The organism is Hohaiivirga grylli (assembly GCF_039655745.1).
Classification (GTDB): domain Bacteria; phylum Pseudomonadota; class Alphaproteobacteria; order Rhizobiales; family Beijerinckiaceae; genus Hohaiivirga; species Hohaiivirga grylli.
In genome coordinates this window covers 1-12368 of the sequence record NZ_JBBYXI010000003.1, presented here as the reverse complement: position 1 = coordinate 12368, position 12368 = coordinate 1, and the positions used below count along the sequence as shown (strand labels likewise).

Below are 12368 nucleotides of genomic sequence, written 5' to 3'. Positions count from 1 at the left end.
GACCTATTCAAAACCGAAGATAACAATCTCCACATTATATTTTTTAACTTTTCTGCTCTTCAGCAAGGGGGGCAACATATAGGCACATATGAGATCAAAACTAATATTGCATTTACTCTATAGAAAGTGTGATTCCAAGATATATTTCCTAAGGAAGCGACACAGAATATAAATTTGTTAAAGGCTTTGTTTAATATGAATAAAAAATTTCCAAATTTAGCACAAAATAAAAAAACATCTCCTAACGTGCTGGGGGAAGAAGAAAAAGCTAAATTGAAGAGAGATATCCAACAACAAAGATTGGTTCTTCAGAGTCTGGAAAAACGCAATCAAAGCTATAAACAACACATTGACAGAATGCAGAATGAGCTAAAAGAATATTTGCTCATTATTGATGATTTGAGCCATAAGAACACAGAACTGCAAGCTCATCTGCACGCGCTCTATAGCTCGACAAGCTGGCGCGTATTAGCACCTGTTCGAATAAGTCTCAGACAAATTAATAGAATAAAGAATGCTCTAAATCTGATCCCTTCAGCCCTACAACAAGGTGGTGGGATTATAAATACTTCTAAAAAAGCAGTCCAACTTTATCAAAAATTTGGTTTTTCTGGAATCAAGTCTGGTTTTAGAAATATTGCAATGAATAAATCTGCTACAGCTCCTTCCCCTATCCCATCTTCTGTTTTCGGAATCGCAGAGGATGAAGCACAGGAGATATTCTATCGGCAGCAAGCAGAAATTCCTCAATATCTCCAAAAAGAACTTGCAGAGGAGTTTTTATATAAACCCTTAATTTCTATCATTATGCCGGTTTACAACACACCGGTTCAATGGCTTGAACGTGCAATACAGTCTTTACAGGAACAAACTTATACAAATTGGGAATTATGTGCGGTTGATGACTGCTCTCCGGAAACGGAACAGCGTAAACTTTTGAAAAAACTTGCTCAAGACGATTCACGTATTCGATATCATTTTGCAGATAAAAATGGTGGTATTTCGAAAGCTTCGAATTTAGCGCTGGAAATGACCCAAGGTGAGTTTATTGCCCTTGTAGATCATGATGATGAGCTTACAGCAGATGCATTTTTCTGGGTAGTCAAAAAGCTAAATGAAAACTCTGAGATTGATTTTCTCTACTCTGATGAATGTAAAATTGATGACACACCGGCACGGAAATTATTCCACTTCATTTTCAAACCGGACTGGTCTCCAGAAATATTATTTAACGGTATGCTGACCGGACATTTGACTGTCTACAGAACTGCACTAGTCAAAAAATTAGGAGGCTTTAGATCTGAGTTCGATTTTTCACAAGATTATGACCTTGCTTTGCGCGTAACAAGTCAGGCTAAGAATATCGTGCATATTGAGCGGATTCTTTATCTGTGGCGCGCAATTCCAGGATCAGCGGCAGTTGAAGGTGGCAAAGACTTTGCACGCATTAGCAATATTGCCGCTTTAAATGACTATTTAGAACAGCATAACATTGATGCAGAAGCTATACCGTTACCACATGCAAATTATGTTCGGTTAAACATTCCCAAAGGTATAAAAGCTTCGATAATAATTCCATCAGATGATTATAATAATCTAAAACTTGCAATCGTCTCTATTCTTGAAAAAACAGATTTTGACAATTACGAAATTGTTTGTGTCTGCAATTCTAAGCTAGCCCAAAAGCTAAGTGACGAGTTCAAAGACAATAAAAAAGTTGTTTTTTCTCCATACGACAAGCCATACAATTTCTCAGACAAGTGCAACCAAGGCGCGCATGATGCAACTGGTGATATTGTCATCTTCTATAATGATGATGTCTTCCCAGTTGAAAGCAATTGGCTTCAGAAGCTAATTGAATACCTATTTATTCCTGGTGTTGAAGGTGTTTCTCCTAAACTTATTAGAGAGGACAATACTATACAGTACGCAGGAATGATCTCAGGAACACCAGGTCTTTGTGGCACTGCCTATAATAATTGCCATAAAGATGCGAATGATTTTTTCCTATCAATGCATAAGTATGTTCGAAATGTCTCTGTTTTATCAGGAGCATGTTGTGCACTTAGAAAGAATATATTCCTGAAAGTTGGTGGTTTTGACGCGATCAATACACCGGATGGACATTCAGATTTAGACCTTACTTATAAACTGATTGATGCTGGCTATCGCTGTGTCTACACTCCCCATTCATTGCTATACCATATCGGAAATCATTCGTGGGGAAGTAAGAAAAATAAGTATAAAGCTGATATCTTCTGCCTAAAAAAATGGGGAAAGTATCTATCACATGACCCACATTTTACCGATACAATGAAAGAAGCCTTGTACTTAGATTTTAGATTTAAGTACAAAATATATGCATCTCATCTGGATCCCCACAAAACCTATTCGGGCCCAGATGTCTTATTTGTATCGCATGAATTATCCGAAACTGGGGCACCATTAATGCTGTATTATGCAGCTCTGGCAGTACTGAACAATGGTGGGTTTCCAGTTGTTATCTCACGTCAGGATGGCCCTCTGCGCACCAAGCTGGAAGAGGCTGGAATTGCAGTAATCATTGACGCAAGTATCACTGACAATCACTTCCTGTTCAATGGTTTTGCTAAGAACTTTGATACAGTTATTATCAATACAGTCGCTTTGCACCAGACAGTTCAGCAACTTACAAAACTTGATGATTTACACATCATATGGTGGCTTCATGAAGCTAGGGCATTAGAAAAAGATTTAAGTGTTTTTGATGGTATTGAGGCGTCTAGAATTGAAATAGTTTGCGTTAGTGAATACGCAAAAAGCTTCATCCCAAAAGAACACAAGTCTCAAGTCCTAGCCAATGGTATTCCAGACTTAAAGCCACAAAAAAATACTCAGAATAAGGAATTTACCTTTTCACTTATCGGGACAATTGAGAAAAGAAAAGCACAAGATACTTTTGTTGATGCTATTTTAATGCTGCCTGAGCACATTAGAAAGTCATGCAAATTTAAAATTGCTGGGAAGCTATGGAATATGAATCTCAAGTTCTGGGAAGAGATAGAAACCAAGATCTCGAGATATCCTGAAATAGAATATCTCGGCTCTCTCTCTCATGAACAGACAATCGACCTTATTTCTCACAGTGATGTTCTTGTATGTTGCTCACGGGATGAAGCTTTTTCTTTAACGACTGTTGAGGCCGCAGCATTAGCAAAACCAGCAATTGTTAATAAGAATGTCGGCGTATCTGCAGTATTCACTGATAAGAAATCATGCTTGTTTTTTGAAGCGGACAATGTAGCTTCACTAGCTGAAACAATGATAACTGCTTTCCAAAATAAGGAAGCAACTATCCAAATTGGTAAAGAAGCTCGGAAAGTTTATAGTGAAAAACTTTCAATTGCCAAATTCCAAGAAAATTTCCTTAAGAAATTAAGTGCTTGAAAACAAAGCCTACAGCAGGATTGTAGGCTTTGAATATTCAAGAGGAGCTATATGTTTCATCTCTTACAAATGCTAAGATAATACCTGCAACCAGAACTAGCCCTCCCATCGCCCCACAAAATCCTGCTACAGCGCTCCAGCCGCCCCAATGCCAGAACCAGCCGCCTAGGGAGCCTAGCACGCTGGAGCCGATGTAGTAGCAGAGTAGGTAGAGGGATGACGCATGGCTTTTATTTTTGATTGCAAGCTTTCCAACCCAACTGCTGGCAACGGAATGAACGGCAAAGAAGCCGAATGTGACGAATGCAATACCTGTAATAATGAATGCGAGACTGGTTGAGAGCGTACATGCAATGCCGCATAGCGTGATGATACAGCCAGTTAACATTACCGGTCCTCGACCTAGTTTATCAGCGAGACCACCAGCCAGAGATGAGGCCAGCATTCCGAAAATATAAGAGAAGAAGATTAATCCAACTTGAGAGTGCGTCAGGTTGAACGGCGCATCCAAGAGCCGGAATCCCATATAATTATACACCGTAACAAATGAACCAACCCCAAGAAACGCCGTTACAAATAACAGAATCTGCTTCTTATCGCCCAAATGGCCTTTCCATGCGGCCAGATGATACATCAGTCCCAGCCCCTTTTGGGCAATAAAATTTCGAGAGGGCGGCAAAAGCAACAGAAAGCCGAATGCTACGATCAAATCAATAACAGAAACAACTTCCAGAGCCGTCCGCCAGGAGTAATGTTCAGTCAGGGCCCCAACGGCGACACGCCCAATCATGCCACCGAATGCATTCCCGGCAACATATAGCCCCATTGCCAATCCAAGGCGCCATGGTGGCATTTCTTCGGCGAGATAGGCCATAGCAACAGCCGGTACGCCTCCAATGACAATTCCTACCAGCGCACGGGCTAACAGAAGCAGCTCCCATGTTGGTGCAACAGACGCAATGAAATTCAAAACAGCAGCACAACAGATTGAGGCAAACATCAATCCGCGCCGGCCAAGTGTCTCTGACAAAGCTCCCGAACACAAAATTGAGAATGCAAGAAACCCTGTTGTTAACGACAGAGATAGCGAACTGGTTGCCGGATCAACGCCAAACTCAGCGGAAAACTCCGGCAATAATGGCTGCGTTGAATAAACCAGAGAAAAGGTTGCAAAGCCTGCGAGAAAAAGCGCAATGCTTATTCTCAGCATAGGCACATCCGTTGTTCTCTGCTCCGGGGATATCTTATCTGGCATCATGAGGGATTACCGATTATCAGCTTAAGGGTATTCTACCTATATGCTTCTTTCTATCGTAATATAATGCTGCTTTGTAATATGAGGATAAGAACTAATGCGAATGGAGAACAGCTTCATTCGTGACACCTTTGGCATGATATGCCATATAATAGCGGTCTCTAAAAGATTTGCTGACAGCAAACATATATTGAGAGGAAGCTATGACACTTTCTGTAACTGAAGTTTCCCAAATCCGCTCTCTTCCGCTTCAAACGAGGCAAACCCCTCCTCTCGTACACTGCCTGACCAATCAGGTTGTCAGTAATTTTACAGCCAATATTCTGCTGGCTCTTGGCGCCTCTCCTGCCATGGTCACAGCTATTGAGGAAACAGCGGAGTTTGCAGCCATTGCCAGCGCCCTGCTGATTAATATCGGCACAATTGATACCCCACGTTATCAGGCCATGCGCGAAGCCATTGCCGGTGCCAACAAAGCCGGGAAACCCTGGGTATTTGACCCTATCACAGCAGGTTTGCCTTTCCGTATGAAAATAGCAGCAGAATTCATTGCTGAGAAACCAGCCGTTATCCGCGGGAATGCCTCTGAAATAATGTCATTGGCATCCCTAGCCAATACATCCTTCAAAGGCATTGATAGTAAAGCCGGCTCAGAAGAAGCCCTTAACTCCGCTCAACAGCTTGCCAAGGATATTGGTACGGTTGTCGCGGTAAGCGGTGAGGTTGATTATGTTACAGATGGACAGCGCATCATAAAAATCACTGGTGGCCATCCACTCATGACAAAAGTAACAGGCGTTGGATGCGCATTAAACGCCGTTATTGCAGCCTATATTGCCGTTGCGAAAGATCCGTTTCTAGGAACAATCGCTGCTCTCGCAGCCTTTTCACAATGTGGCTCTGAAGCCGCGTTTCAGGCAGAAGGTACGGGCAGTTTTTCTGTCGCTTTTCTGGATAGATTGACACAACTGCAAGAGATATCCGGCTTTGGAAGTCTGTAACTTTGCCTCACTTGCGCTGGGCTGATGCCATAAGTGCCCTCAAGAAAACAAGTATTGCATTACTGACTAATCCCCCCTCCTCAATAGCAAGCCCGTGCGTTAACGCAATAAAATGACGAGCTAACTGGATAGGTGGCGCAGGTGGAATGAGGTCATGTTTATCAAAAAGAACCTCAATCAGACGGCCGAATTGTGCCTGCTGCTTGCTGTTAAAAACTGCAAACAATTCTGAAAATGCAGGACTACGATTAGCATGTAATTGTAATTCAATTGCTAATGTTGCCCATTCTGTTTGGTCATCAAGAGATTGAACCCATTTCTCCAAACGTTCAAAAAGCTCTTCCCCAGAGACAGCTACAAAGGTGGAAACCATTGGGATGAACTATATAGTATCAATGTTTAGGGTACTTCAGACCTTATCGAAAGTGCTTACAACCTCGGTATTCGGCGTTTTATTCAAACCTCCTCTATCGCTACTCTTGATGGACCTGCGGGGTCTTTGATTGATGAAACATGCTCACGGGAAGTTGCCGATGCTGATGATTACTACCGCAGTAAAATTCTGACAGATGAAGTCATTCAGAATTTTATTCAGACCCATCAAGACATGAAAGTTGCCTTTGTATTACCAGGATGGATGTGGGGCCCTGGAGATATTGGGCCAACCTCTGCCGGACAATTACTGATTGATGTCAGTAATCAACGTCTTCCCGGACTTATTCCCGGCAGCTTCTCAGTTGTTGATGCACGTGATGTTGCAACTGCCCAGATTTCAGCTGCAAATAAAATTCATACTTCAGACGTCAATGGTGAGAAATATCTGGTAGCTGGCCGCCATATGGTCATGAAGGACCTTATCCCTGTTATTGGGAGAATAGCAAAGATCACAACACCTCAAAGATATATACCACTGCCATTATTATATATCTTTGCCATAGCTTATGAGTTTTATGCCCGCATAACCGGAAATCATGTCCTGATCAGTCTTGCAACAGTCAAACTAATGTCGCGGGAAATGGACAGAACACATTTTGATAGCAGCAAAGCTACAAGCAAGCTCGGCATAAAATTCCGCCCTCTTCAGGAAACCATTCAGGATAGCTTGAACTGGTATCAGCAATCGGGATGGCTCAAGCCAATCAATTGACATATCAAAAAGGGCTGGCTTTTCAGCCAGCCCAGATTTAGCAAGTAACAGGTAAGCGCTTTTTAATATTCAGAGCTGCAACCATAATTGCAATAGCCGGAAACACACCTGCCGCAACAGGTACAAAGCTTAAACCCAAGCCATGGTCGATGACAGCACCACCAGCCCATGCCCCAATGGCATTGCCTAGATTAAACGCAGCGATATTAAAACTGGACGCCAGACTTTGGCCTGCTCCTTCAGTTTTAGACAGAACCCACATCTGCAAAGGTGCAACGGTTGCAAAACCTGCCATCCCCAGAAGCCCAACCAGAGCAACGGCCAATATTTTAGATTGAAACCCAATTGCCATTAAAAACAGAACAATACTGAGAGCAGCAAGAGTTCCAAAAACTGTCCTTAGAAGATTACGATCTGCCAATCGGCCACCAAGCAGATTTCCAACAATCAGACCTCCCCCAAAAACAAGCAATATAGGCGACACAGCACTTACACTGAATTGACTGATCTGCGTCAGCAGTGGTGCAATGTAGGTAAAAACCGTAAAAACGCCTGCATAGCCAAAAACAGTTGTCAGCAAACCAAGAATAACCGGACGCTGTAAGGTTGCACGCACATCGGCACGCCAGTCCGGAGCTTCTGTCAGTCCATCATCATTCGGAACCAATGTCTTAATGATGATGAAGGCGATACTGCCCACTGCGGCGACAGCCCAAAATGTTGCACGCCATCCAAACTGCTGCCCCAACCACGTTCCAAGCGGTACACCAAGAATATTGGCAACCGTCAGTCCGGTAAACATAATGGCAATGGCAGATGCCTTTTTGTCTTCGGAGACGAGCGACGTAGCAACCACAGAGCCAACTCCAAAAAAGGTTCCATGCGCTAAGGCTGTCAATATCCGGGCTACCATCAACCAACCGTATCCTGGTGCCATGGCACAGGCGGCATTACCAATGGTAAATATCGCCATTAATCCCAACAGAACCGATTTTCGGGACCACCTTCCACTTAAAACGGTTAAAACGGGAGCACCAACAACAACACCAAGTGCATAACCAGATATCAAAGTTCCCGCTGTTGCAATTGTGATATGCAGATCTGCGCTGACCTCAAGTAACAATCCCATAATAACAAATTCAGTCACGCCGATACCAAAGGCACCGGCCGTCAAAGCATAAAGCGCTAACGGCATTCTTTCATTCCTTATCAAATCTGAAAGAAAGATAGTGCGGCAGCCTTATATGAGCTAGACTGCATCCAGTAACATCATTTATGAATTGAATGCACAAATGGCTCGTATTGATATTAACCGTTCTGGCGAAATGCAGGTCTTCGTAACCGTTGTTGAGCATGGTAATTTTTCATCAGCAGCGAATATATGCCGGATGTCTCCCTCGGCGATCAGCAAACTGATTGCAAGACTGGAAGCCCGTTTGAATACACGTCTTCTCAATCGTTCAACCAGACGCTTTCAGCTTACTCCCGAAGGTCGAGATTTCTATAAGCGTGCAACACATATTCTGGCAGATATTGATGAAGCAGAACGCACAGCCAGCATAGGTGCCCAGCCTGTTGGTAGAATACGTCTGAATACGAATGCTTCATACGGCACACATATTCTGGCTCACATCCTGCCTGAATTTTTCAAGCGTTATCCAGAAATCACATTGGACATTGCGCAGACAGATACGGTCGTTGACCTACTGGCAGATAGAACAGATGTCGCCGTTCGGGCCGGGCCACTAAAAAGCTCAGCTCTTATTGCTCGCAAGCTCGGTGAGACCACTTTTACTATTGTTGCCTCCCCTACTTATCTTAAACAACATGGTATTCCAGAAACCATTGCTGATCTTAAAAGCCATAACCGGCTAGGATTTAGCTACACACGTGCAACCAATGGTTGGCCTCTACTGGAAAATGGGCTGCCCTCTATCCTTCCGATAACAGGGAACATTCAGATCAATGATGGAGAGGCCCTTCGCCATCTGGTGCTCACAGGGAATGGTTTGGCACGTCTTTCCCATTTCACCGTTAAGGATGACATTAAAGCCGGTCGCCTTATCCCGGTTCTTGACCACCTGAACCCCGGAGATTCTGAAGAGTTTCACGCAATCTATATCGGTCAGGGCGGGCCATTATCAGCGCGTGTAAGGGCATTACTCGATTTTCTGGCGGAGAAGGGCCGCTTACCATAAAGTCATAGATTTATGACGAGCGATCAACCATTCCTTTGACGAACTGATCCAGAAGCCAGAAACCGGCTGGGCCAGGTGGTGTATGTTTTGACCAGGCAACATCCGCAGCAATAGGCCTTGGCCAGCCATTCAGCTTCAACTCAACCAATCGTCCCCGCCCATATTGCTTCACAAGACTACGAGGGAGCTCGGCCCAGCCAAATCCTTCTTCTGCCATCTCCAGTACCATAAGATAATCAGATGCGGACCACACGAGCCCACCAGGCTTCTTATCTGTCGCAGCATAGGTATTGAGATAGATATGGCGGTAACGCGCCAGATGATCACTCGTCAGCTCAGGAATAGCTGCCAAGGGGTGTTTTCTGCCAACATAGACAGCCATCTCAACACGTTCAGGCAAACGACGGGCAATAATATCTGAAGGATAATCACTTTGGGCCGCCAACAACCCCAGTTGAGCCCGGCCGGTTTGCAACAGATCAAGAACATCTGCACGTTCTGCATCCAGATATTCCAACTCGATATCAGGGAAGCGTTTTTCAAAACGGCGTAATATCCCCTGATCGGGATTAAGCTGGTAAATATCAGAAATTACGATTGTCAGCCGTGCTTCAACCTCATCGGCCATTCTGATGCTGAGTTCCTCAAGCCTATCAGAAGCTGCAAGAATTTCGTGCGCATAGCCTAAAACCTTATGGCCAGCTTCAGTCAGCACGGGATAGCGGCCATCACGACTAAATAATGTCAGCCCAAGATCAATCTCGAGGTTGGCGATAGCCGTACTAACCGTTGACTGGGTCTTTCCAAGCTTACGAGCCGCAGAGGAGAAAGATCCAAGAGCCGCCGCTTCAACAAAAGCTTCCAGAGCTTCAGGTGCATAACGCATTTTCAATATATCGATTTCATCAATGGATACTATTTTGATATTACCGGAAAAATCTATAATAGTCACGCCATAGCTGCCGCGGGCCTTAATCAGACCTATCTGTCTCTGCCTGCTTCCCTGCTCCAAGAGTAACAACTCCGAGAGCACCGGCATTTGCCCCATACTAGGGCGCAGCTCAAAATGGAGATTAAAATGATTACGACGGTCTCCAGGACCGGCACAGTAACGGCATGGTCATGCCTGTTTGTTGCAATCCTGGCAGAAATTCTTGGCACATCTTTTATGGCTGATGCCGTACGAAACAATAGTAAGTTTACAAGTTATCTGATTACAGCTGTAGCGTTGGCTGTTTCCTATTACTTTCTTTCCCTTTCAATTCGTCGCATCACAGTCGGTGTGGCTTATGCTGTCTGGGAAGGGCTAGGTCTGACATTACTCACACTGGTTGGTGTTTTCCTTTTCAAGGAAAGTCTGAGTGTAAAGGAAATCTTCGGTCTGTTGATTGCCGTTGCAGGCATCATCTGTGTCGCACTGGGTGAGGAGCATTAATCATGTCACTCACACCACTCCTATTTGTAACCGGTTCTGCCTTTATTGACATCCTTGCCAATATGATGATCGCGAAATCACAAGGCTTTCGTAAATTACGCTGGGGTATTGCCGGTATCTTCCTGATCTGGATAGCATTTGCTATTCTCAGTCAGGCTGTAAAAACCATGGATATCGCCATTGCCTATGCCATGTGGGGCGCGATTGGTGTCACCGGTACTGCTCTTTGTGGGCGCCTGATATTTGGCAATAAACTACGGCCCATTGGTTGGGCTGGCATTGGGTTGGTCACAAGTGCTGTTGTGGTTTTATCCGTTGGCTGAAACCACAATACTTAATCTACAATCCCATCAGCAGACGGAATGCAATCGCCCACATAATGAGGGCGATAACAGCATCCAGAATACGCCATGCAGCCGGCCTGGCAAAAACGGGACGCAACAGAGCTGCCCCATAACCAAGAGAAAAGAAAAATACGAAAGAAGCGCTTGCAGCTCCTAGTCCAAATACAGACTGGTAAGGAGCAAACTGAGTTGATATTGCGCCAACCAGTACAACCGTATCCAGATAGACATGCGGGTTAAGCCATGTCAGTGCCAAGCAGATGGATGCAGCCTTTAGCAGGGAGATTCCTGTATTATCCTGAACAACCAGACTGCTCTCAGCTTTCCATGCAGACAAGGCACTTCTGGCTCCGTAGAAAATCAAAAAAGCAGCCCCGCACCAACGCATAACTGAGACAATCCAGGGAACCTGCTTCACAAGAACATGAAACCCACTCACCCCAAAAGCAATCAGGGCAGCATCAGAAACCGCACAGATCAGGCATATTGCAAACACATGTTCGCGTCTCAAGCCCTGTTTAAGCACGAAAGCATTCTGGGCCCCAATTGCAACAATCAGACCAAGACCAACTGAAAAACCTGAGAAATATGCGTGCATGGAAAATTCTACAATGAAGGATATGCCTAGAGTAATGGTTTCAAGCTAGAAGGGAAGCTCAGTGGTTTTATTGGCATAAAATAGTGACATTCATAAAAGGCCCTGAGCTTCAAACACTAGTAGTTCCCCAAATTACCAGACATAGTCCTGATCACTCGATATTTGAGGTATCAGTTGCGCAAATTCGCAATCTGTGGCCATCAGGGTCAACAGCAACGAATGTATACCCGAACTCCAGTGTTGTTGGCTTGAGAGCAAACTCAATTCCTAAGTTACACCATTCCTTATAAATATCATCAACCTCATCCGTTGTGACATCGCTATAGCTGAGTTCAAAGCCACCGACAAACTTTTGCGGAGTGGGCTCAATTGCGTGTTTCGATTGTAAGCCGATGATAAACCCATCCTGAAGACCAAAAACCGCAAAATCTTTAAACCGTTCTAGAGGTTCATGCTTCAATATTGAGCTGTAAAAAGAGGCACTGACTTCGACATTATCGACATATAGAATAAGGCTATATTTATCCTTCACAGGAGGCTCTTTTTCGCCCGGATAGAGTTGTCTATTGCGCGATTTCATTACCTCAGCCTCTTCGGAAGCGAGTTCCTTAGATTTCTTTTTCTAACTCCCTTCCTCTCCCTTCCTCACTCTCACCCCTATCCCATATACAAAAAGCCCCTGAGCATATCTGCTTCAGGGGCTTTTTAATGTTTGGTTGCGGGGGCCAGATTTGAACTGACGACCTTCAGGTTATGAGCCTGACGAGCTACCGGGCTGCTCCACCCCGCGTCAAAGGATATGTTTGTTTAGTTACAAAAACGCGGCGTCAAGCTTGGTAGCTTACGCCGCGCATGTTTGTAATTCATGTAAAGAGGGATTGTTCTTTGCAGGCCCGGCAATGACTTACTCTCCCGGGTCTTAAGACACAGTACCATCAGCGCTAAGGAATTTAACGGCCGAGTT

At 44.3% G+C, this 12368-nt stretch carries 11 protein-coding genes, 1 tRNA gene and 1 pseudogene; 6 read left to right on the top strand and 7 right to left on the bottom strand.

Going from position 1 to position 12368, the window contains the following annotated elements; genetic code table 11:
- Positions 1 to 195: 195 nt before the first annotated feature.
- Positions 196 to 3426 (top strand): glycosyltransferase, encoded by a 3231-nt coding sequence (locus WJT86_RS08225; RefSeq protein ID WP_346337083.1) that lies wholly within the window; start codon positions 196 to 198, stop codon positions 3424 to 3426.
- A 37-nt stretch (positions 3427 to 3463) separates the two neighbouring features.
- On the opposite strand, the gene WJT86_RS08220 is transcribed toward WJT86_RS08225, so the two are convergent.
- Positions 3464 to 4636 carry an MFS transporter gene (locus tag WJT86_RS08220; RefSeq protein ID WP_346337082.1) on the bottom strand — a complete coding sequence of 391 codons (1173 nt, stop codon included), beginning with the start codon at positions 4634 to 4636 and terminating at the stop codon, positions 3464 to 3466.
- Between the two features lie 248 nt (positions 4637 to 4884).
- Between WJT86_RS08220 and thiM the strand changes: the two genes are divergently transcribed.
- Positions 4885 to 5682, top strand: coding sequence for a hydroxyethylthiazole kinase (thiM, locus tag WJT86_RS08215; RefSeq protein WP_346337081.1), 798 nt, complete (start codon positions 4885 to 4887; stop codon positions 5680 to 5682).
- 7 nt (positions 5683 to 5689) lie between these two features.
- Here the strand turns inward: thiM and WJT86_RS08210 are convergent, their stop codons facing one another.
- The gene (locus WJT86_RS08210; protein ID WP_346337080.1) at positions 5690 to 6055 is read right to left on the bottom strand and encodes a hypothetical protein; all 366 of its coding nucleotides are present in this window, start codon (positions 6053 to 6055) and stop codon (positions 5690 to 5692) included.
- A 42-nt stretch (positions 6056 to 6097) separates the two neighbouring features.
- On the opposite strand from WJT86_RS08210, the pseudogene WJT86_RS08205 reads away from it, so the two are divergent.
- Positions 6098 to 6829: pseudogene (locus tag WJT86_RS08205) on the top strand (NAD-dependent epimerase/dehydratase family protein); the annotation flags it as partial.
- A 37-nt stretch (positions 6830 to 6866) separates the two neighbouring features.
- Here WJT86_RS08205 and WJT86_RS08200 read toward each other — a convergent pair.
- Complete coding sequence (locus tag WJT86_RS08200; protein WP_346337079.1) at positions 6867 to 8024, bottom strand: MFS transporter; 1158 nt, start codon at positions 8022 to 8024, stop codon at positions 6867 to 6869.
- A 97-nt stretch (positions 8025 to 8121) separates the two neighbouring features.
- Here WJT86_RS08200 and WJT86_RS08195 point away from each other — a divergent pair, with 97 nt between their 5' ends.
- Positions 8122 to 9027: a LysR family transcriptional regulator gene (locus tag WJT86_RS08195; protein ID WP_346337078.1), complete on the top strand. Its 906-nt coding sequence runs from the start codon at positions 8122 to 8124 to the stop codon at positions 9025 to 9027.
- A gap of 10 nt (positions 9028 to 9037) precedes the next feature.
- On the opposite strand, the gene WJT86_RS08190 is transcribed toward WJT86_RS08195, so the two are convergent.
- Positions 9038 to 10066, bottom strand: a complete 1029-nt coding sequence (locus WJT86_RS08190) for a LysR family transcriptional regulator (RefSeq protein ID WP_346337077.1) — start codon at positions 10064 to 10066, stop codon at positions 9038 to 9040.
- A gap of 39 nt (positions 10067 to 10105) precedes the next feature.
- Between WJT86_RS08190 and WJT86_RS08185 the strand changes: the two genes are divergently transcribed.
- Together WJT86_RS08185 and WJT86_RS08180 are read left to right on the top strand one after the other, a co-directional pair.
- Positions 10106 to 10462, top strand: coding sequence for a DMT family transporter (locus WJT86_RS08185; protein ID WP_346337076.1), 357 nt, complete (start codon positions 10106 to 10108; stop codon positions 10460 to 10462).
- 2 nt (positions 10463 to 10464) lie between these two features.
- Positions 10465 to 10785: a DMT family transporter gene (locus WJT86_RS08180; protein ID WP_346337075.1), complete on the top strand. Its 321-nt coding sequence runs from the start codon at positions 10465 to 10467 to the stop codon at positions 10783 to 10785.
- A gap of 16 nt (positions 10786 to 10801) precedes the next feature.
- On the opposite strand, the gene WJT86_RS08175 is transcribed toward WJT86_RS08180, so the two are convergent.
- The 3 genes from WJT86_RS08175 to WJT86_RS08165 all read right to left on the bottom strand — a co-directional run bounded on the left by WJT86_RS08175 (position 10802) and on the right by WJT86_RS08165 (position 12194).
- On the bottom strand, positions 10802 to 11404 hold the full coding sequence (locus tag WJT86_RS08175) for a LysE/ArgO family amino acid transporter (RefSeq protein WP_346337074.1): 603 nt from the start codon (positions 11402 to 11404) through the stop codon (positions 10802 to 10804).
- Between the two features lie 151 nt (positions 11405 to 11555).
- Positions 11556 to 11984, bottom strand: coding sequence for a VOC family protein (locus tag WJT86_RS08170; protein ID WP_346337073.1), 429 nt, complete (start codon positions 11982 to 11984; stop codon positions 11556 to 11558).
- Positions 11985 to 12117: 133 nt separating this feature from the next.
- Positions 12118 to 12194, bottom strand: a tRNA-Met gene (locus tag WJT86_RS08165).
- Between the last annotated feature and the right edge of the window lie 174 nt (positions 12195 to 12368).

Excerpts from the sequence above, each read along its gene's own strand:
- WJT86_RS08220 (WP_346337082.1), bottom strand. The coding sequence starts at position 4,636 with ATGCTGAGAATAAGCATTGCGCTTTTTCTCGCAGGCTTTGCAACCTTT.
- WJT86_RS08210 (WP_346337080.1), bottom strand. The coding sequence starts at position 6,055 with ATGGTTTCCACCTTTGTAGCTGTCTCTGGGGAAGAGCTTTTTGAACGT.
- thiM (WP_346337081.1), top strand. The coding sequence starts at position 4,885 with ATGACACTTTCTGTAACTGAAGTTTCCCAAATCCGCTCTCTTCCGCTT.
- WJT86_RS08190 (WP_346337077.1), bottom strand. The coding sequence starts at position 10,066 with ATGCCGGTGCTCTCGGAGTTGTTACTCTTGGAGCAGGGAAGCAGGCAG.
- WJT86_RS08225 (WP_346337083.1), top strand. The coding sequence starts at position 196 with ATGAATAAAAAATTTCCAAATTTAGCACAAAATAAAAAAACATCTCCT.
- WJT86_RS08200 (WP_346337079.1), bottom strand. The coding sequence starts at position 8,024 with ATGCCGTTAGCGCTTTATGCTTTGACGGCCGGTGCCTTTGGTATCGGC.
- WJT86_RS08175 (WP_346337074.1), bottom strand. The coding sequence starts at position 11,404 with ATGCACGCATATTTCTCAGGTTTTTCAGTTGGTCTTGGTCTGATTGTT.
- WJT86_RS08195 (WP_346337078.1), top strand. The coding sequence starts at position 8,122 with ATGGCTCGTATTGATATTAACCGTTCTGGCGAAATGCAGGTCTTCGTA.
- WJT86_RS08185 (WP_346337076.1), top strand. The coding sequence starts at position 10,106 with ATGATTACGACGGTCTCCAGGACCGGCACAGTAACGGCATGGTCATGC.
- WJT86_RS08180 (WP_346337075.1), top strand. The coding sequence starts at position 10,465 with ATGTCACTCACACCACTCCTATTTGTAACCGGTTCTGCCTTTATTGAC.
- WJT86_RS08170 (WP_346337073.1), bottom strand. The coding sequence starts at position 11,984 with ATGAAATCGCGCAATAGACAACTCTATCCGGGCGAAAAAGAGCCTCCT.